The following is an 18,220-nucleotide window of genomic DNA, read 5'->3' on the forward strand; positions in this document are numbered from 1 at the left end:
CTGCGCGAGCAGCTATCACCCAGTAATGGGAATCCCCCTCCTGTGACGCGAAGCGCTAAGGTGGGGGAGGATGTCAATCGGTGCAGGAGAACATCAACATCAGCGCCCGCCGTCACCACGCGTGGGGAGGCTTCTGGATCAACCAGAAGTGGGAGGACGAGAACGCGAGGCTGCGGATCCGCGACATGCGGGTCAAGACCCCGTCTCCCCAGCAGGCCATCATGAACCTCTCCGGCGGCAACCAGCAGAAGGCCATTCTGGGGCGTTGGCTGTCGGAAGACATGAAAGTGATCCTGCTCGATGAACCGACCCGGGGCATTGACGTCGGGGCGAAGAACGAGATTTACAACGTGATTTACGATCTGGCCAAGGTGGGCATCGCCGTGGTGGTGGTCTCGAGCGAGCTGCCGGAGGTGCTGGGCATCGCGGACCGGATCCTGGTCATGCGGGAGGGGGAGATCGCCGGCGAGCTTTCCCACGACGAGGCCAACGAGGTCAAGGCGCTCAATCTGGCCATGCCGGCCCGTTGATCTGCTGACCGCAACGAGATAGCACCCGGAATTTTCAGGAGAAATACCATGACAACAACGACCTCGGTCGGCCAAGCCGCCAACGACACCGCGGCGAGCGGTACCCTCCTGCAACTGACCCGCATCTGGGATCAGTACGGCATGCTGGTGATCTTCGCCATCCTGTTCCTGCTCGCCTGCGTGCTGGTCCCCAACTTCGCCAGCCTTATCAACATGCGGGGGCTCGGGCTTGCCGTCTCCATGTCGGGCATGGTGGCCTGCGGCATGCTGTTCTGCCTCGCCTCCGGCGAGTTCGACATGTCGGTGGGCTCAGTGGTGGCCTGCTCCGGCGTCGCCTGCGCGGTGGGCATCAACGCCACCGAGAGCATCCCCCTCGGCATTCTGGCCGGTCTCTCGGTGGGCCTTGTCTTTGGCCTCATCAACGGCATCGTCGTGGCCAAATTCAAGATCAACGCCCTCATCACCACCCTTGCCACCATGCAGATGGCGCGCGGGGTGGGCTACATCATCTCCGACGGCAAGGCGGTGGGCATCGTGGAGGAGGGCTTCTTCGAGCTTGGCAACTCCGCCCTGCTCGGCATCCCGACGCCCATCTGGCTGACGGCGGTCTGCTTCGTGTTGTTCGGTCTGCTGCTCAACAAGACCACCTTCGGGCGCAATACCCTGGCCATGGGGGGCAACGAGGAGGCGGCACGTCTGGCCGGGGTCAACGTGGTGCGCACCAAGATCATCATCTTCGCCATGACCGGGCTCATCGCCTCGCTCGCCGGCATCATCCTCGCATCCCGCATGACCTCGGGTCAGCCCATGACCTCCATCGGCTTCGAGCTGGTGGTGATCTCCGCCTGCGTGCTGGGTGGGGTCTCCATGAAGGGGGGGATCGGCAAAATCTCCTACATCATCGCCGGGGTGCTGATCCTGGGGCTGATGGAGAACGCCATGAACCTGCTCAACATCTCCCCGTTTGCCCAGTACGTGGTGCGTGGCCTCATCCTGCTCGCCGCCGTGCTGTTCGACCGCTACAAGCAGGTGCGCAAAGCCCGTATCTGAGCGATGTGTTTCCTCGTCACCCGGCCGGCCTCGCGTCGGCCCGGTGTTTTCCCCGGCAAGCTGTGAGCCAGTTCAACAATTTCACAACGAACAGCTTGCGAACATAGGGGGTTCCTACGCCGGATCTCTACAATGGCCCATGTCGACTTTTTTACCGAAACCCTGTTTTCCGCCATGTCCTCGATGCAAAAAGAGAAGCCGAAACAACTCAATCCCCTGCTGCCTGGCTACGCCTTCGACGTCTTCCTGGTCTCGGGGATGACTCCCATCGAGCAGGGGAGCGCGCTGGATTTCACCATCGACAGGCCCCACGGCATGAAGGGGTTCATCGTCAATCTGACCATCAAGGGCAAGGGACAGATCTTTCAGGGGGACAAGGCCTTCACCGTGGAACCCGGCGACCTGCTGCTCTTTCCACCAGCGGCGGTGCACCATTACGGCCGGGCGCCGGATGCCCGGGAGTGGTATCACCGCTGGGTCTATTTCCGGCCGCGGGCCTACTGGGCTGACTGGCTCAAGTGGCCCCAGGTGACGGAGCAGGTGGGGCGACTGCAACTAGCGGACAACCAGCTGCTCACCGAATTCGACACCCTCTTCCTCGACATCGAGGAGACCCACAAGCAGCTGCGGCCCATGTCGGAGCAACTGGCTATGAACCTCTTGGAGCGGTTGCTCATCCGCTGCTACGAGGCATCGTCCCAGAATGCCTATCCAGCCATCGATCACCGGGTCCACGAGGCGTGCCAGATCCTGAGCGAGTCCCTCTCGGCCGAGATCTCGGTGGAAGCGCTGGCGGAGCAGGTGTTCTTGTCCCCCTCGCGCCTCGCGCACCTGTTTCGCGAGCAGGTGGGGGTGAGCATAGTGCGCTGGCGTGAGGATCAGCGCATCATGCGGGCCAAGCTGCTGCTGCAGACCACGCCGCTGTCGGTCGCCACCATAGGCCAGCAGGTGGGCTATGACGATCAGCTCTACTTCTCGCGGGTGTTCCGAAAGCGGGTAGGGGTCAGCCCCACCGAATACCGCAAGTGCGCCACCCCGCTGTGAGCAGAGCCCAGAGATGACAAAGCCCTCATGACGAGGGCTTTTGTTATCCATGAGGGGCGGATGCGCAATCAGCCCTGACGAGCCTTGAACCTGGGATTGCTCTTGCAGATGACGAACAGCTTGCCGCGTCGACGTACGATCTGACAGTCCGGGTGACGCGACTTGGCGGATTTCAGGGAGGCGAGGACTTTCATTGTTTCTCTTTTCCTTTGCTGAAGAACTGACCGAATCGCTGGCCGAAGCGAGCGACCTGACCTTCCTTGCCGACCTGCTTCTGTTTGCCGGTATAGAAGGGGTGGGACGCGCTGGAGACATCCAGCGTCACATAGGGGTAGGTGTTGCCATCTTCCCACTCTCTGGTGCGATCGGTGGCCAGCGTGGAGCCGATCAGAAAGTAGGTATTGCTGGCGAGATCGTGGAACAGAACCTTGCGGTATTCAGGGTGAATATGGGGGCGCATGATTGCCTTTTTGTTATGTTATAACAAGATGTAAATAATGCGATGGATGAGAATCAATATCAACTGTTTTTTCCATGATGACAGCGATGGGGGAAAATCGGGGTCGTTCGGCTGCACATCGTCAGCGAGCAGGCATGGACGGTGAGGGCCTATGTGCAGGCACCATCTTTACTTTTCAAAATTACTGTATAAAAATACAGTTAATTATCATGGAGACGTACCCTATGCGCCTGGAAATCATCATCGACAGAAAACACCAGATCCCCACCTCGACCATGGAGGCCTTGCGCCAGGAGCTGCTCAAGCAACTGGGTGAGCGCTTTCCCGATCTGCATGTGCGGGTGGCACCGGGTAGTGCCATGGCTCTGACGGTCAGTCGCGCCAGCAAGGAAGACAAGGAGCTGGCCGAAGCCATGGTGCAGGAGGTGTGGGAAAACGCTGATAGCTGGATGCCGGAAGAAGAGGCTCTGGAGGCCTGAAGATAAGCTCCCTGCGGCAAGCATCGTCGTGATCTGCCAGGGCGCGAGGAGGAACCTCCAGCCTGGTGATGATCCCTGTACCGGCTTTGCCGAACCGCTCTTCAAAACACGCAGCCATGGGCTGCGTGTTGCGTTGATGGGGTAAGCGCATGACCATGAAGGCGAAAGGCGAAAGGCGAAAGGCGAAAGGCGAAAGGCGAAAGGCGAAAGGCGAAAGGCGAAAGGCGAAAGGCGAAAGAGTAATGTTTCTGGCTGCGCTCAGAGTCCCGCCCAACGCTTGAGGCTGTCGACCTGCACCCGTTGGGTGGCCTGTGCGATGTCGCCATTGGCACGCAGTGCCTTGAGGGCCGCGGGGAGCGCCGCGCGTACCTCGTCTGACGTCATACCCGGTTGCAATGCCGGGTGGTAGGCAAGCCTGAGCAACACGTAGTCGAGCCCGGTCAGAAAGCTGTCGATGCTGCTGTCATTGAAGATGGAGGGGAACACCTTGTCCGAGTCGTTGGGCAGCCCCATCACCTGGCTCAACTCTTCCACCACGCAATCCAGAAAACGGCCCTTTGCCCTGCTGTAATCCACCGGAATGATGATGGTGGCACGGGTGATCTCGTAGCGAGCGTTGGTGGCGAAATTGGCTAGGCAGATCCCCTCCTTGAGGGCGATGCGCACCGACTCGTCCTGGCGCATGGTGCGCGCAGCCCAGCTCGCCATCTGTTTGTGCCGGGTCATGATGAGGGTGAGATTGGGGTTGTCGCTGACAATCTCGATGGGGTGACCGGTGATCCTGCTCAGGTGACGGGTCTGTACCTTGACGACCTCGGCCTGCAGCGGCTTGTCGCCGAATTCGTTGACGAGCTTGAGACGCACGGGGCCCGGCCAGCGGGAGAAGTGCTCCTGTTGTTCATGGCCATACTCCCGTTTCATGGCGATTTCCATGAAGCTCTGGACAAGGTAGTCATCACGCTGCCAGCGTTCGGTGGCCGACAGCGGCAGTGAGAAGAGCCAGAGCATCAGCCCCGGGAGCAACCAGTGCCCATGGCGAACGGACTGGAGAGGTGTGTGCCATGGGCGCATCTTGCCTCCTTGCAAGGGGATCAGCGGGCGGTACGCTCGATATCACGCCAGGTGAGCCAGAGCCTGAGATCGAACTCCAGTTGATGATAGTCCGGTTCCATGTGCTGGCAGAGCTGGTAGAAAGCCTTGTTGTGATCCTTCTCCTTCAGGTGGGCCAGCTCATGCACCACTATCATCTTGAGAAAGGCGGGATGGGCCTCCTTGAACAGGGCGGCGATACGGATCTCGTTCTTGGCCTTGAGCTTGCTGCCTTGCACCCGGCTGACATAGGTGTGCAGTCCCAGGGCATCCTTGATCACGTTGATCTTGCCGTCGAAGATCACCTTGGAAAGCGGCGCGGAGCTTTTCAGGTAGCGGTTCTTCAGCTCCATGGTATAGGCGAGCAGCGCCTTGTCGCTCTGGACGAGGTGGGTTTGCGGGTAGCGCTTGGCCAGCATCTCGCCGAGTTTGCCCGCCGCAATCAACTGCTGTACCTGAGCCTTGAGTGGCTCCGGATAGCCCCCCAGATAAGTCAGCTCCGCCATGATTCTTCCCTCTGCCGCGAAAAAGAGCGCCATTGTAGTCAGGATGGGGCGCCTTGAACATGGTCGGCCCCCTCTTTATGACGACAACGAAAAGGGGCCATCACCAGGATGGCCCCTTCTGTGTGCCTGATTAGCGGCGCCGGTACAGGCCCGGGTCCACCTCTTCATACTGGCCTGCCAGATACTGGTAGAAGGCAAGGTGGGAGGGGGAGGTCGGAGTCTTGAGCTCCTGTGCCACCCGCTCCGGTTTGGCGATGATGAATTTGGGTTGTTGGCGCTGGATGTCAGCCAGCACCCGCTCGCGCACATCGTAGGGCGGGTTGACGTTGGCAAAGAACAAATAGGCGGAGGCCGGCTGGCGATCGGTCCAGAGGTAGTATTGCGGCTGGATACCATCGACCCAGATCTTGTCGGTAGGCGCCGTCTCGGCCAGGATACGATCGACCCTGACCTGGGCGGGGGGATTGAACGGCCTGCCCTTGAGATTGCCTTCCCAGGCGTTGTTGACCAGCAGTACCAGCATGGCCAGCGAGGCGAGCCAGGGGGTGGCGCTTCGCACGTCCCAGGCGCGCCAGAGCGGGACCAGAATGAGCACGGGCAAGGCCCACAGCAGGCTGTTGCCGAGCACCTCGCGCACCCGCTCCAGAGACCACTCCTTGGTGCTCCAGCCGTAACCGAGCTGTTGGGTCAGCAGCCAGCTGGCGGTCAGCACCACCAGGGAGATGCAAAGCAGCCCCAGGCCATCGGATCGCTGTTCGCTTCTATCCAGCAGGCAGGCGAGCGGCAGCAGGCCAAGCTGCAGATAGAGCACGTCATAGTGATCGAACACATGACCGGAGACCGAGTTGGCGATCAGGGTGAACAGCACCCCCAGCAGGGTGGCGCACAGCGCGGGGAGATACCACTCCTGGCGGCGCCCGAGCATCAGGACGAGGAAGGCGGGCAGCAGCATGATGAGGCCGGTGCGCAGCAGACCGACGGCGCCCACCTCAGGAGAGAAGCCGTTGCCGTAGCTCCCTTCAAAGAAGATGCCGAAGGCGTAGTATTTGAACTCTGCCAGCACGTCGTGGTGCTGGAAGTAGGCATAGAGCGGGCCGCCGACGAGAGCCAGTCCAAGCAGGCTGGAAAAGAGCAGGGCAAAGGCGCAGCGCCACTGCTCGCGCAGGCACCAGTGACAGAAGAGCACCAGATACCAGGCCCCCCAGAAGGCGCCGTTGTTGGTGCGCATCCAGGCCACGATGGCGAAGGTGAGTGCGGCGACCAGGGCCGGTCCCCAGCTGAATCGCTTGTCCAGCAGCATGGTGATGAAAGCCCACTGGGCGATGAGGGCCAGATGGAATGTCCAGTCCTCTGTCATGTTGCCGTAGTAGTAGCGAGTGCTGTAGAGCGCCAGCAGGGCCAGCATGCTGCCAAGTCGCGCCCGCACCGAGAGCCCGAGCTGCGAAAAAGCCTGCCAGCTCGCCATGAGGCCCAGCCAGCAGAGCACCCACTCCAGCAGCCAGATCCCGAAGAAGCCACCAAGGCCATAGCCCAGTGCATCGAGGGCGAAGATCATGGGACCCTTGATGTCGATCATGTCCCGATAGAGTACGCCCCCCTCGCTCCACATCTTGCCCATCACCGCAAACAGGGAGGCATCAAATCCCGGAGCCATGCCGTGGAACAACGGATTGCGCAGACAGAACAGCAGAGCCATCAGGGCGGTGAGCAAGATGACCGACGGCCTGATCCCGGGATTGTGGCGGTGCGGGGTAAAGCGGATGGCATGATTCATGGGTGACCTGTTCCTGCGGGAAAGACTGAAAAAGCGGGCTTATCTTGCCGAGCCGGGCTGCACGATGCAATGGAAGAAGTGTAGGCACCTGAAATAATTCGTAAAAGTATCGTTTTCACGCCTCTGGCTGCATTGGCAGGCCCCATCACAAGACAGGGCAGGCGCAGTCGGGCGTCACAGCCTGGGGTTGCATGGTAAGGGGGGCTGCGCCTGGGAGCGGATCAGGATTCCCCTATGCGGGGGAAAGGCGGCACCGACCCGGGATGGGTCGATGCCAGATTCACTGGCCGTGATACTCCACCAGGGCCGGCAGGGGGCTGAGCTCCGGCAGGTGACGTGCCCAGCGCAGGAAGGCATCCGCCAGGGTGATGCCGAGCTCCTGATTGTGCTGGGTCAGGGTGCGGGCAAGGGCCGTGTAGCCCTCCTTGCCGGAGGCGGTATAGGCACTGGAGACCCCGCGATAGATGGCATCCGGCTCGACGTGCTGCCACTGCCCCGGGCTGGCTTCCCATTCCAGGCGGGTGATCCTCTCCCCTTTGGGTCTGTCGGCCTGATAGCAGAAGCGCACCCCGGCGGTATAGGGGAAGCTGCCACTGCCATTGCCCGTCACCCCGTTATTGGTGGCGTTGTCGATGGCCCCCTCCAGCGCCTCGGCCAGTTCATGGCCGTGCACCCGGTAGAGGGTGAGGGGAATGGCAAAGGGCAGCAGGCGTCCGGCAACGTCTGCTTCGGTCAGGGGGCCGGGCTCGAGGGAGCAGCGTACGCCCCCGGCATTGTGCAGGGCAAAGTCTACCTGACCCACCTGTTCGCGGGCACTGGCCAGCATGGCGCTCGCTACCAGGGGGGCGACCTGGCTGCCGGCGGGCAGGCTGGCATCGGGCAGGCGCTGGTGGTGGAGCGGATCGGCGAGCCGGGTCACTACGCGCCGGGTCATGGTTTCGAGCTCGGGGCGATAGCGTCTGGCCAGATGCTGTTCGAGCTCGGGGGCCGGTTCGCAGAAGTGCAGCCCCGCAGGAGGCGGGGAAGCAAAGGGCCAGGGATCCCAGGGTAACCACTCCAGCTGGCCGCGGCTTTGGCACACGCGTCCCTGCTCGTCGAAGGTGAGTTCGCACACCCCGAGACAGAGGGCGCTGTGGGCGGCGTGCAGGATGGCCACCCCGTTCACCATGAGGGGATAGCTGCCTTCGCTGTCGAGCCCGAGCGGCGCCAGATCCCCCAGCAGGCTGTGGGTGTGCCCGCCGACGATGAGGCTGAGCTCGGGGAAGCGGGTCGCCAGTCGCTTGTCCTGCGCCAGACCCAGGTGGCTGAGCAGGATGATGTGCTGGATGCCGGCGGCCTTGATCTCTTCGAGGGCACGGCTCAAGGTCTCTTCGATACCGTGGAAACGGGTGTGGGGATCGGGGCTCGCGATGGCTGCCATTTGCGGCAGCGTGATGCCGAGCAGGGCGAAGGGCACGTCGTCGATGACGCGCTTGTGCCAGGGGCGGCTTGCGTCAAACAGCCGCGGCAGTCCCTGCAGCCGCAGCGGGGCATCGGCGGGCTCCTGACGGTTGTCGATGTTGGCGGCGAGCACCGGGAAATCGAGCTGGCGCAAAAACTCCACCAGCGGCCCGTTGCCCAGATCGAATTCGTGGTTGCCGATCACCATGGCATCCGGTCGCAAGAGGGCCAGCAGGTCCGCATTGGCCCGCCCTTTGAAGCGGTTGAAGTAAAGTGACCCCTGGAAGGTATCGCCGCCATGCAGCAGCAGGCAGGTCTGGCCGGCTGCCTCGGCCTGTTGGCGCAGGGCGGTGAGCCGGGTCAGGATGCGGCCATAGCCGCCGCACTGGGTGCGCCATTCGGACTCGCCATCGGGGGAGAAGCGCATGGGGGCGCCATCGAAATGGGAGTGGCAGTCGCTGAAGTGGGCAAGTTGAACCGTCATACTCAAGGCTCGGTCCTCCTTAGGAAAAAAGAGCACCGAGTCTACTGCATGGGGTGGGGGGGATACCAGCCCGGCGGCAGCCGGGCCGGTAAAGAGTCAGGCGGGAACCATGATCTGGGTGGCGAGGATCACCACCAGCAGGCCGACGGCCACCGGCAGCGAGGTACGTTTGACCACCTCGAACGGAGAGAGATTGCCCATCCCCGCACAGGCGACCACCACCCCGGAGACCGGCGAGATGGTGCGGCCGAGGTTGGATGCCTGCAGCATGGGGATCACCAGATAGGCCGGGTTGACGCCGAGGCTGGTGGCCAAATGGGGGATGAGCTCCACGAAGGCGTAGAAGGGGGCGTTGCCGGAACCCGTGGTGAAGGCCGCCAGGGTGGTGATGACCACCAGCACCAGCATGATGACGATGCCGCCGGTACCGAAGCTCTGGGCCAGATCCAGGAGGTTGGCGATGAAACCGAGCCCCATCAGACCCTGGGCAAAGACCCCGGCACCCACCAGCAGCATCACCACGCCGGCGAAGGCGTCGGCCATGTTGCGCCAGCACACCTGCAGTCCGTCCAGCAGCTCGCGGCCGTTGCGCTTGCGCACCAGCTCCAGCAGGGCGGCCAGCACCAGGCAGATGACGATGATGGTGACGATATCGAGCTTGGGCCCCAGTTTGCCGTCAAACAGCAGCACACCGATGATGGGGGTGAAGGGCAGGATGGCGTAGAAGCCGGGGGCGTCGGTGACGAGATCGCTCGGGGCGACCGCGGCGTTGTGCTCCCCGGCCTTCTGATCCAGATAACGCTGCCAGAAGAAGTGGGTCACCGCCATGGCGGCGATGGCCACCAGGGAAATGGGCAGGGTCAGCTTGAAGGCAAACTCGATGAGCTCCATGTTCGCGGCCTGGGCGGCCATCACCACGTCCCCCGAGGTGGGGGAGAGGATGATGGCGGCCGGCGAGGCGCACACCGCCGCTGCCGCGCCACGGGAGATCCCCATGTTGACCATCAGCGGGAAGAGGGTGGCCATCAGCAGAACCCCGAGGCCAGTCGCGGAGCTCACCGCCAGCGACATGGCGCAGGCGACCAGATAGGCGGCCACCAGCAGGATGTAGGGGGACTTGATGACACCGAGGGGCTTGCTCGCGAGCTTCACCAGTATGGTGTTGGCGCCGATGTGGCTCATGTAGCCAGCAAAGCCGCACAGCACCATGATGAGCATGCCGAGGCCACCCCCCCTGTCGACCAGCAGGAAGCGCACGTATTCGAAGATGTCGGTGGCCATGTGGCCGGTGGAGGGGACGCTCGCCGGCAGCACCGCCTTGCCCATCAGGGCGGTGATCGCCAGCAGCAGCAGGCCGCCGCTGAGCAGTACCCCGGTGGCGGAGTAGCCCTTGAAGATGTAGCGACCCACGGCCAGGGTGACCAGGGTGCCGATCAGGAGTTCTATCATAAAACCTTCCCAAGAGTTGAAGTGAGGGGGTGGCCTGCCAGGGCTCACCAGAGGGTTGCGCTGGACTATCCGGTATCGGCCAACAAAAACACTGCGGATATTACCCACTAAGGAGTATTTCACCATCCATTCGATGGCAGCTTGTGATCTCGACTGCAAATCCCCGCCTGAGCCGGGGTGATGACTCGCACGTTTGCAGCAACCGGGTGCCAAGAGCGGATGACAGGGGGCTGGATCAGGGGTAATCTCCCAATCGGGTTATTAATTCATTGATTATTAATTGAAATTAAGCCGGGACTCACAAGGAGCAAAGCCGCGGACAGATGGGACTCTTCAGCAAGACAGGGGTGACGGTGGCCCTCATTTATGCCGCCTCAATCGGTGCTGCACCTTCCCACTATGCCGGTGTGAAGGTCGCCCCCGATATCAAGGTCGACTTCCAGTTCTATCGGGTCTCCGGGGCCGATGTGGGGGCCGTGATGCGCCAGATCACCGCCTTGTCGCCCACCCAGGCGGACGGGCACATCGGCAAGGCCAGCTATCAGCTCTCCTGGCAGTTGCAGACGAAGGCGACGGCGGCGCGCTGCGAGCTGGAGCAGGCCAGCGTCCGTGCCCGCATCCAGGTCAGGGTGCCCAACTGGATGGACAAGGCCCGTGCGCCCGCGAAGGAGCGCCAGAAGTGGGACAAGCTGGTGGCCGCCATGTTTGACTACGAGAGCCGTCACAAGGACATCCTGCTGGAGAGCGTGAGCCAGCTTGGCACGCGCCTCGCCCAGTTGCCGGTGACCCGGGATTGCCCAACCCTGGAGCATCAGGGCTGGCAGGCAGGGCAGGCGGTGCTGGAGGCCACCCGGGCGCGGTTCGACACCCTGGCCAGCCAGACCGATCAGGGGCGCAAGCTGGGGGTCGTCTGGCCCAGGGCTGGCTGATGACACGTGTACAGGCCCATGGACGCTCATGGGAAACATAAAAAACGGGCTGATTGAGCCCGTTTTTTATTGGTGCGCCAATAGCGTGGAGGCGGGCAGCCCCGGCTCCTGGGGAGTTAGTCGCGCAGTGGCTTGCCCCTGCGCAGCCTTCGCACCCAGTAGCGGGCGGGGTGGAGCGCCTCCAGCAGATCGGCGGCCAGCGGCAGGGGATCGCCGCAGATCTCGCTGGCGACCAGTTCGCCGCACAGGGGCGCCGAGCACAGACCCCGGGAGCCGAGCGCCCCCAGCACGTAGAGGCCGGCGTGCAGGGGCAGCGCGCTCTGCTGATCCGCGGGGGCGTTGACGTCATGATCCGCCAGCGCCGCCAACCGGGCGACGGGCCCGGCTACCGGCAGGTGATCCCGGCTGGCGCAGCGCACCCCGATGCGGGCCTGAGCACCGCTCACATCCACCTCGGCCGGCCAGCGCTGCTGGGGCACACAGGCTTGCAGCCGCGCCCTGTTCTGCTCCTGCTCGTCGGTGCGGTAAGCTAGATCGGTCTGGTTGCGGCCATAGCTGGCCCCGATACAGTGCGCGCCGTTGTGGGCCGGTGTGAGGTAGCCATCGTAGCAGAGCACGGTCTTGAGCTGGCTCAAGCCAGCCGTGGTCGGCACATGGCTCACCTGACCGCGCACCGGATAGAGCGGCAGCTCGGCAAAGGGGAGAAGGGCTGGCAACTGATGCCCGGCCGCCACCACCAGATTGGGGGCGTGCCACTGGCGGCCATCCCGGCTCTCCACTCGCCAGCCATCGGCCTCTTCGGCAATACGCGTTACAGCGGCATTGAACAGCACTTCCAGCCGCCCGCTGGCCTGCGCCTCCCTGATGGCGGCGCGGGTGAGATCCGCCGGACAGAGCCAGCCCCCCAGGGGATAGCTCACACCATCCGCATCGCAGGGCAGGCCGACCACCTGCTCAACCTCCGCTGCCGAGAGTGGGTGCATCAGCTCGGGGGGGAAGAGTCCCTGGCTCATCTTGGCAAGCTTGGCGGCGGATTTGTCGTCGTAGCCGAGTTGGGTTACGCCACACAGGGAGAAGGCGACGGGGTGGTGCTTCGCCAGGGCCAGCAGCCGGTTTCTGGCAAAGCCAAAGGCCAGCGAATAGAAGCGCGACAGGGCATCGTGCTCGCCGTTGAGCAGGGGGTAGAGGGCTCCTTGTCGATTGCCGGAGGCGCCGCTGGCCGGTTCGCCATTTTCGCACAGCAAGGTGACGTGCCGACCCCGCTCCACCAGAGAGAGCGCCGTCATGGCGGAAGCGATGCCGCCACCGATGATGAGCACCTCTCCCTCCCGCCCTGCGGGGCGGGCATACCAGGGGGCGATGCTCTGCTGCGGCACTTTGCCTTCCCGAACACCCGCCAGCATCTCCCGCTTGCTGCCGTGGCCCTTCACCTTCTTCATGGCAAAGCCGGCGGCAATCAGCCCCCGTCGCACGAAACCGGCGCAGGTAAAGGTCGAGAGGGTGGCATCGGGGCGGGCGAGGCGAGCGAGATCTTCGAAGAGATCCTGGGTCCACATCTCTGGGTTCTTGGCAGGGGAGAAACCGTCCAGATACCAGGCGTCCACCAGACCGGTTGCCGGATGGGGCACCTGAGGCAGCATCTCCTTGATGTCGCCAAACCAGAGATCGAGGCGGATGCGGCCATCGGCAAAGAGCAGGCGATGGCAGCCGGAGACCGGCAGCGGCCACTGGTCGATGAGAGGCTGGCTCAAGGTGGCAAGCTCGGGCCAGGCGGCCAGGGCCTTGCGCAGATCGGCCTGGGTAAGGGGGTATTTCTCGACGCTGATGAAGTGCAGCCGGGATCCGTTGCCGGACAGGGGGGCCCGTTCCAGAAAAGCGGCCATTGTGGCCAGAAAGTTAAGTCCTGTACCGAAACCTGTTTCACCAATCACGAAACTGTCACTATCGTGGTGCGAAAATCGCTCTGGCAGTCGATTTTGCTGCAAAAAGACGTAGCGGGTTTCACTTAGACCGTTATCATTGGAAAAGTACACATCCCCGAACTCACTGGAGACTGGAGTTCCCGCTTCGTTCCAGTCCAATCGGGCATGATGTAAGGATGTTTGACTCACGTTTTCCTCGGCTCGCGTCACAAAATCGCGGGCATTCTACGTGAAAGCAGACCAGTTTGGCAGCCGAAAGCGGGTAGACTCGGTGCCAGTTTTTCCAGACGAGATGAATTAATGAGAAGAGCAGTGATCACCGGTATCGGCGTCATCTCCAGTATCGGCAACAACAAGGAAGAGGTGCTGGCCTCCCTGAAAGCAGGCAAATCCGGCATCACCTATTCCGAGCAGTTCGAGCAGTACAACCTGCGCAGCCGTGTCTGGGGTAACATCAAACTCGATCCGTCTGAACTGATCGACCGTAAAGTCATGCGTTTCATGGGTGACGCCGCGGCCTACGCCTACCTCTCCATGCAGCAGGCCATCGAAGATGCCGGCCTGCCGGAAGAGATGGTCTCCAACGAGCGTACCGGCATCGTGACCGGTTCCGGCGGCGCCTCCGGCAAGAACACCTCCGAATCTGCCGATATCGCCCGTGAAAAGGGCGTCAAGCGGGTGGGTCCCTACATGGTGCCACGTACCATGTCTTCCACCACCTCAGCCTGTCTTGCCACCCCGTTCAAGATAAAAGGTGTCAACTACACCATCAGCTCCGCCTGTGCGACCTCTGCCCACTGCATCGGTCACGCCCTGGAACTGATCCAGCTTGGCAAGCAGGACATCATCTTTGCCGGTGGCGGCGAGGAGCTGGACTGGTCTTCCACCATCCAGTTCGACGCCATGGGCGCGCTCTCCACCAAGTACAACGACAACCCGGAAAAAGCGTCCCGCACCTATGATGCGGACCGCGACGGCTTCGTCATCTCCGGTGGTGGCGGCATCCTGGTGGTCGAGGAGCTGGAACACGCCCTGGCCCGTGGTGCCCACATCTACGCCGAAATCACCGGTTACGGTGCGACCTCCGACGGCTACGACATGGTGGCCCCGAGTGGTGAAGGCGCCGTGCGTTGCATGAAGATGGCGATGCAGGGTGTCGGCAAGGTGGACTACATCAACACTCACGGTACCTCTACTCCGGTTGGTGACACCAAGGAGCTGGAAGCCATTCAGACCCTGTTTGGCAGCAATGCACCCAAGCTCTCCGCCACCAAGGCGATGACCGGCCATGCCCTGGGCGCCGCCGGCGTGCACGAGGCCGTCTACTCCCTGCTGATGATGGAACACGGCTTCATCGCCCCCAGCATCAACATCGAGAACCTGGACGAGAAAGCCGTGGGCCTGCCCATCGTGCGTGAATACGAAGCGGCCGACCTCAATACCGTCATGTCCAACAGCTTCGGCTTTGGCGGTACCAACGCCTCTCTGGTGTTCAGCAAGTTCAAGGCTTGATCTCCCTGTGGGGAGCACAACGCGAAATAGAAAAAGGCGCCGAAAGGCGCCTTTTTTATTGAACTCTTTTTATTGAATTCTTTTTATTGAACTCTGCTGATGGTTCCCGGTTTGGGACCGCTGTCAGCCAGGGGCAACCGCATATAGACTGCCCCGTCACCATACTCCACCAGCGATTTGCCGGTGTCGGCGGGCACAAACCCCTGCTTGCGCCAGAAGGCGGGGGCATCCTGAACCGCCACCAGGCCTGCATGGCGATATCCTGCATGGCTCGCGAAAGCGAGCGCCCTTGCCAGCAGTCGCTGTCCGACACCCAGGCCGCGTGCCTTGCTCGAGACAGCGAGATCGTGCAGATAGAACTCGTCGTGACCGGCCAGCGCCTTCATCGGCACCGAGAGGGGCGGGGGCTGGTGGGCACGCCAGGGGTGGCAGAGCAGGTAACCCAGCACCTTGCCCTGACGCTCGGCCACCCAGCAGGAGGCGGGGGCCAGCTCGGTTTTGTTCTGCATCACCTCGAGGGGCTCGGGTTCGAACTGGTGATAACACTCGTGCTGGATGGCCATGATGGCGGGCCAGTCTGGCGTGCGGATGGTGCGGATCGTGATCATGATGCGGGTCGGGTCCGTACTCAAACCGTGGCAAAAAGGGCTGACAGCATACCCCAGAGAGCACACAAACGAAACCGGGTTACCTGTCAGCGACTCGTCAGCGAACCGGTTCCTTGCTCACGACCTTGATCAGCTGGTAGCGCAAGGAAGGGGCATCGGCCGGCACATCGGCAAGTTGCTCCTTGCTCACTTCGAGTTGATAGCGAAAGCCCGGTTCAAAGGTGAAGCCTTCGATCTGCTGATAGAAGAGACTCCAGCTCTCGCCCGGCTGACTGCGCACCTGCATGCACTTCATGGGGGCGACACCGACGCAGTCTGCCAGCTTGTCCTGGATATAGAGGGTTTCGGTGGTCGGGGCGCTCTGGCAGGCGCTGAGCAGGAGGGCGGAGCTGAGGAGCAGGGGAGATTTCATGATGAGTGTCCTTGGCGTAAAAGGGCGCGATTAAACCTGCAAAAGAAAAGGCGGTCAATGACCGCCTTTGTAACAAACCATGACAGATCGGGCTCAGCGCTGGTCGAGGGGCACGAACTCGCGCAGAGGCTGACCGGTGTAGAGCTGACGGGGACGGCCGATCTTCTGATCCGGGTCTGAGTGCATCTCGTTCCAGTGGGCAATCCAGCCGATGGTACGGGAGATGGCGAAGATCACGGTGAACATGGACATGGGGATACCGATGGCCTTCATGATGATGCCGGAGTAGAAGTCCACGTTCGGGTAGAGCTTCTTCTCGATGAAGTAGGGGTCGGACAGCGCGATGCGTTCCAGCTCCATGGCCACGTCCAGCAGCGGATCCTTGATCTGCAGCTCGGTCAGTACCTCGTGGCAGGTTTCACGCATCACGGTGGCACGGGGATCGTGGTTCTTGTAAACCCGGTGACCGAAGCCCATCAGACGGAACGGATCGTTCTTGTCCTTGGCCTTGGCAATGTACTCGGGGATGCGATCCACGGAGCCAATCTCTTCGAGCATCTTGAGGCAGGCTTCGTTGGCACCACCGTGGGCCGGGCCCCACAGGGAGGCGATCCCCGCGGCGATACAGGCAAACGGGTTGGCACCGGAAGAACCGGCCAGACGCACGGTGGAGGTGGAGGCGTTTTGCTCATGATCCGCATGCAGGGTGAAGATGCGGTCCATGGCGCGCTCGACGATGGGGTTGACCTTGTACTCTTCGGTCGGCACGCCAAACATCATGTGCAGGAAGTTGCCTGCATAGGAGAGGGCGTTGCGCGGCTGCATGAAGGGCTGGCCGATGGAGTACTTGTAACACATGGCGGCCAGGGTCGGCATCTTGGAGAGCAGACGGAAGGCACAGATCTCGCGATGCTCCTCGTTGTTGATGTCGAGGGCGTCGTGATAGAAGGCGGACAGCGCGCTGACCACGCCGCACATGACGGCCATGGGGTGGGCGTCGCGGCGGAAGCCGCGGAAGAAGAAGGCGATCTGCTCGTGCACCATGGTGTGGCGGGTGACCAGACGTTCAAATTCCGCATATTGGGTCTTGGTGGGGGCCTCGCCGTAGAGCAGGATGTAGCAGACTTCGAGGTAGCTGGCCTGGGTGGCCAACTGGGCGATGGGGTAACCGCGGTGCAGCAAGACACCCTGGTCGCCATCGATGTAGGTGATGGAAGATTTGCAAGAACCGGTGGCCATGAAGCCGGGGTCGAAGGTGAAATATCCTTGCGTGCCCAGCTTTCTGACATCGATCACATCGGGTCCAACGGTACCGGAGAGGATCGGCAATTCAACCGGCTCTTTTCCGGGCAGATGTAGGGTGGCTATCTTATCAGCCATAGCACGTCTCCTTTGCTCTTTTATAATTTGGTTCCAGCCCTACTTTATTACGACTGTTATGACGCTGGCAAAGGTTCTTACCCGTACCACGGCGGCTGGAGCGCCTTATTTGAACCAGAGAACCATGTCTTTGTCAATTTTGCTGGATGATCATTAATGACTTGTTAAAGCTGTTGTGAGATCTGGTTTACGGTTTTGGATTTTCTGTGTAGCTATTTGATTGTCATTGGTTAAGGCCGCCGATATACTGCGCCACGTGGGTGATGGTCGTCGGTGTTTGAAACGCTTTCGCAAAGCCAGATGTGATATCGAAAATGTTATTTTTGGCTTTCCTGAGTTGTTTTGGTAACAAAAACCTAACAAATGCCACTCCTCGCCCTCAAAGCGTGTGAAAACAATAACTAACGTGCTCAATGGAGCTGAGTGGGCAAAGCCGTGAAAAACAAACAGAGACCTGTAAACCTCGACCTACAGACGATCAGCTTTCCTGTCACCGCCATCGCTTCCATCTTGCATCGTGTCTCAGGGGTCATCACCTTTGTGGCATTGGCCATCTTGCTGTGGATGCTTGGTACTTCACTCGCCTCTCCCGAAGGATTTGAATCGGTCGTTGCCATCATGGACAACTTCCTGGTCAAGTTCGTGCTGTGGGGGATCCTGACCGCGCTGGCTTACCACATCGTGGGCGGTCTGCGGCACCTGGTCATGGACATGGGCTATTGGGAAGAGCTGGAATCCGGTAATCAGAGTGCCCGTGTGGCCTTCGTGATCACCGCGGTTTTGGCGGTATTGGCGGGGGTACTGGTATGGTAACCAATTCTGCAACTTTCGGGCGCAGCGGTGTTCATGATTACATCCTGATCCGCGCCACCGCCCTCATCATGACGTGCTACGTCCTCTATCTGGTTGGCTTTGTCGCGTTCAACGACATCACCTACGAGGTGTGGACCGGCTTCTTCTCCAACACCTTCACCAAGGTCTTCACCCTGCTGACACTCGTATGCGTCTTGATCCACGCTTGGATCGGTCTGTGGCAGGTGCTGACCGACTATATCAAGCCGGTCGGACTGCGCGGTGCGCTGCAGTTTGTGCTGGTGGTGGTGCTGTTTGTCTATGTGATGACGGGTTTCGTCGTGCTGTGGGGTGTGTAAG

18 protein-coding genes and 1 pseudogene are annotated in these 18,220 nt (G+C 61.5%); 8 read left to right on the forward strand and 11 right to left on the reverse strand.

Annotated elements, in window-relative coordinates:
• Nucleotides 1–77: 77 nt before the first annotated feature.
• The 3 genes and pseudogenes from OKB81_RS09630 to araC all read left to right on the forward strand — a co-directional run.
• Nucleotides 78–530 (forward strand): annotated as a pseudogene (locus tag OKB81_RS09630) (ATP-binding cassette domain-containing protein); the annotation flags it as partial.
• A gap of 48 nt (nucleotides 531–578) precedes the next feature.
• Complete coding sequence (gene araH, locus OKB81_RS09635) at nucleotides 579–1,580, forward strand: L-arabinose ABC transporter permease AraH (RefSeq protein WP_160837929.1); 1,002 nt, start codon at nucleotides 579–581, stop codon at nucleotides 1,578–1,580.
• A gap of 132 nt (nucleotides 1,581–1,712) precedes the next feature.
• Nucleotides 1,713–2,624, forward strand: a complete 912-nt coding sequence (gene araC, locus OKB81_RS09640; RefSeq protein WP_048207522.1) for an arabinose operon transcriptional regulator AraC — start codon at nucleotides 1,713–1,715, stop codon at nucleotides 2,622–2,624.
• Nucleotides 2,625–2,692: 68 nt separating this feature from the next.
• Here the strand turns inward: araC and ykgO are convergent, their stop codons facing one another.
• Both ykgO and OKB81_RS09650 read right to left on the reverse strand, forming a co-directional pair.
• Nucleotides 2,693–2,818, reverse strand: coding sequence for a type B 50S ribosomal protein L36 (gene ykgO / locus OKB81_RS09645; protein WP_010674479.1), 126 nt, complete (start codon nucleotides 2,816–2,818; stop codon nucleotides 2,693–2,695).
• Nucleotides 2,815–3,084 (reverse strand): type B 50S ribosomal protein L31, encoded by a 270-nt coding sequence (locus OKB81_RS09650; protein WP_039040091.1) that lies wholly within the window; start codon nucleotides 3,082–3,084, stop codon nucleotides 2,815–2,817. Before OKB81_RS09650 ends, ykgO begins: the two co-directional genes overlap by 4 nt.
• 224 nt (nucleotides 3,085–3,308) lie before the next feature.
• Between OKB81_RS09650 and OKB81_RS09655 the strand changes: the two genes are divergently transcribed.
• Nucleotides 3,309–3,563: a DinI family protein gene (locus tag OKB81_RS09655; protein WP_010674481.1), complete on the forward strand. Its 255-nt coding sequence runs from the start codon at nucleotides 3,309–3,311 to the stop codon at nucleotides 3,561–3,563.
• A gap of 258 nt (nucleotides 3,564–3,821) precedes the next feature.
• Here OKB81_RS09655 and OKB81_RS09660 read toward each other — a convergent pair whose 3' ends face one another.
• The 5 genes from OKB81_RS09660 to dcuC all read right to left on the reverse strand — a co-directional run bounded on the left by OKB81_RS09660 (nucleotide 3,822) and on the right by dcuC (nucleotide 10,305).
• Nucleotides 3,822–4,634 carry a DUF2927 domain-containing protein gene (locus OKB81_RS09660; protein ID WP_052130431.1) on the reverse strand — a complete coding sequence of 271 codons (813 nt, stop codon included), beginning with the start codon at nucleotides 4,632–4,634 and terminating at the stop codon, nucleotides 3,822–3,824.
• A gap of 20 nt (nucleotides 4,635–4,654) precedes the next feature.
• A complete protein-coding gene (locus OKB81_RS09665; RefSeq protein ID WP_010674483.1) occupies nucleotides 4,655–5,158 on the reverse strand; it encodes a M48 family metallopeptidase in 504 nt (167 codons plus the stop codon).
• 130 nt (nucleotides 5,159–5,288) lie between these two features.
• A complete protein-coding gene (locus OKB81_RS09670) occupies nucleotides 5,289–6,932 on the reverse strand; it encodes a hypothetical protein (RefSeq protein ID WP_270805220.1) in 1,644 nt (547 codons plus the stop codon).
• A gap of 280 nt (nucleotides 6,933–7,212) precedes the next feature.
• Nucleotides 7,213–8,862 (reverse strand): bifunctional metallophosphatase/5'-nucleotidase, encoded by a 1,650-nt coding sequence (locus tag OKB81_RS09675; protein ID WP_160837933.1) that lies wholly within the window; start codon nucleotides 8,860–8,862, stop codon nucleotides 7,213–7,215.
• A 90-nt stretch (nucleotides 8,863–8,952) separates the two neighbouring features.
• Nucleotides 8,953–10,305, reverse strand: a complete 1,353-nt coding sequence (dcuC, locus tag OKB81_RS09680; protein ID WP_010674486.1) for an anaerobic C4-dicarboxylate transporter DcuC — start codon at nucleotides 10,303–10,305, stop codon at nucleotides 8,953–8,955.
• A 323-nt stretch (nucleotides 10,306–10,628) separates the two neighbouring features.
• Here dcuC and OKB81_RS09685 point away from each other — a divergent pair, with 323 nt between their 5' ends.
• Nucleotides 10,629–11,234 carry a DUF922 domain-containing protein gene (locus OKB81_RS09685; RefSeq protein ID WP_160837935.1) on the forward strand — a complete coding sequence of 202 codons (606 nt, stop codon included), beginning with the start codon at nucleotides 10,629–10,631 and terminating at the stop codon, nucleotides 11,232–11,234.
• 116 nt (nucleotides 11,235–11,350) lie between these two features.
• Here OKB81_RS09685 and mnmC read toward each other — a convergent pair whose 3' ends face one another.
• Nucleotides 11,351–13,366: a bifunctional tRNA (5-methylaminomethyl-2-thiouridine)(34)-methyltransferase MnmD/FAD-dependent 5-carboxymethylaminomethyl-2-thiouridine(34) oxidoreductase MnmC gene (gene mnmC / locus OKB81_RS09690; protein WP_270663598.1), complete on the reverse strand. Its 2,016-nt coding sequence runs from the start codon at nucleotides 13,364–13,366 to the stop codon at nucleotides 11,351–11,353.
• Nucleotides 13,367–13,456: 90 nt separating this feature from the next.
• Here mnmC and fabB point away from each other — a divergent pair, with 90 nt between their 5' ends.
• The gene (fabB, locus tag OKB81_RS09695; protein ID WP_029314417.1) at nucleotides 13,457–14,668 is read left to right on the forward strand and encodes a beta-ketoacyl-ACP synthase I; all 1,212 of its coding nucleotides are present in this window, start codon (nucleotides 13,457–13,459) and stop codon (nucleotides 14,666–14,668) included.
• A gap of 83 nt (nucleotides 14,669–14,751) precedes the next feature.
• Here fabB and OKB81_RS09700 read toward each other — a convergent pair whose 3' ends face one another.
• The 3 genes from OKB81_RS09700 to OKB81_RS09710 all read right to left on the reverse strand — a co-directional run bounded on the left by OKB81_RS09700 (nucleotide 14,752) and on the right by OKB81_RS09710 (nucleotide 17,068).
• On the reverse strand, nucleotides 14,752–15,276 hold the full coding sequence (locus tag OKB81_RS09700; protein ID WP_160837940.1) for a GNAT family N-acetyltransferase: 525 nt from the start codon (nucleotides 15,274–15,276) through the stop codon (nucleotides 14,752–14,754).
• 97 nt (nucleotides 15,277–15,373) lie between these two features.
• Nucleotides 15,374–15,688, reverse strand: a complete 315-nt coding sequence (locus tag OKB81_RS09705; RefSeq protein WP_041215298.1) for a DUF4377 domain-containing protein — start codon at nucleotides 15,686–15,688, stop codon at nucleotides 15,374–15,376.
• Nucleotides 15,689–15,781: 93 nt separating this feature from the next.
• Complete coding sequence (locus tag OKB81_RS09710) at nucleotides 15,782–17,068, reverse strand: citrate synthase (RefSeq protein ID WP_039040080.1); 1,287 nt, start codon at nucleotides 17,066–17,068, stop codon at nucleotides 15,782–15,784.
• A 423-nt stretch (nucleotides 17,069–17,491) separates the two neighbouring features.
• On the opposite strand from OKB81_RS09710, the gene sdhC reads away from it, so the two are divergent.
• Together sdhC and sdhD are read left to right on the forward strand one after the other, a co-directional pair.
• Nucleotides 17,492–17,881, forward strand: a complete 390-nt coding sequence (gene sdhC, locus OKB81_RS09715; protein WP_029314418.1) for a succinate dehydrogenase cytochrome b556 subunit — start codon at nucleotides 17,492–17,494, stop codon at nucleotides 17,879–17,881.
• Nucleotides 17,875–18,219, forward strand: coding sequence for a succinate dehydrogenase, hydrophobic membrane anchor protein (sdhD, locus tag OKB81_RS09720; protein WP_010674495.1), 345 nt, complete (start codon nucleotides 17,875–17,877; stop codon nucleotides 18,217–18,219). The genes sdhC and sdhD overlap by 7 nt, the downstream gene beginning before the upstream one ends.
• Nucleotide 18,220 lies beyond the last annotated feature (1 nt).

Origin of the sequence: Aeromonas sp. QDB56 (assembly GCF_027705505.1) — a bacterium.
GTDB lineage: Bacteria > Pseudomonadota > Gammaproteobacteria > Enterobacterales > Aeromonadaceae > Aeromonas > Aeromonas caviae.

Bases quoted from the DNA above. Each gene is read 5' to 3' on its own strand.
- OKB81_RS09650 (WP_039040091.1), bottom strand. From the start codon at position 3,084: ATGCGCCCCCATATTCACCCTGAATACCGCAAGGTTCTGTTCCACGAT.
- OKB81_RS09665 (WP_010674483.1), bottom strand. From the start codon at position 5,158: ATGGCGGAGCTGACTTATCTGGGGGGCTATCCGGAGCCACTCAAGGCT.
- dcuC (WP_010674486.1), bottom strand. From the start codon at position 10,305: ATGATAGAACTCCTGATCGGCACCCTGGTCACCCTGGCCGTGGGTCGC.
- OKB81_RS09655 (WP_010674481.1), top strand. From the start codon at position 3,309: ATGCGCCTGGAAATCATCATCGACAGAAAACACCAGATCCCCACCTCG.
- araH (WP_160837929.1), top strand. From the start codon at position 579: ATGACAACAACGACCTCGGTCGGCCAAGCCGCCAACGACACCGCGGCG.
- OKB81_RS09670 (WP_270805220.1), bottom strand. From the start codon at position 6,932: ATGAATCATGCCATCCGCTTTACCCCGCACCGCCACAATCCCGGGATC.
- OKB81_RS09710 (WP_039040080.1), bottom strand. From the start codon at position 17,068: ATGGCTGATAAGATAGCCACCCTACATCTGCCCGGAAAAGAGCCGGTT.
- fabB (WP_029314417.1), top strand. From the start codon at position 13,457: ATGAGAAGAGCAGTGATCACCGGTATCGGCGTCATCTCCAGTATCGGC.
- sdhD (WP_010674495.1), top strand. From the start codon at position 17,875: ATGGTAACCAATTCTGCAACTTTCGGGCGCAGCGGTGTTCATGATTAC.
- OKB81_RS09705 (WP_041215298.1), bottom strand. From the start codon at position 15,688: ATGAAATCTCCCCTGCTCCTCAGCTCCGCCCTCCTGCTCAGCGCCTGC.
- OKB81_RS09660 (WP_052130431.1), bottom strand. From the start codon at position 4,634: ATGCGCCCATGGCACACACCTCTCCAGTCCGTTCGCCATGGGCACTGG.
- araC (WP_048207522.1), top strand. From the start codon at position 1,713: ATGGCCCATGTCGACTTTTTTACCGAAACCCTGTTTTCCGCCATGTCC.
- OKB81_RS09685 (WP_160837935.1), top strand. From the start codon at position 10,629: ATGGGACTCTTCAGCAAGACAGGGGTGACGGTGGCCCTCATTTATGCC.
- OKB81_RS09700 (WP_160837940.1), bottom strand. From the start codon at position 15,276: ATGATCACGATCCGCACCATCCGCACGCCAGACTGGCCCGCCATCATG.
- ykgO (WP_010674479.1), bottom strand. From the start codon at position 2,818: ATGAAAGTCCTCGCCTCCCTGAAATCCGCCAAGTCGCGTCACCCGGAC.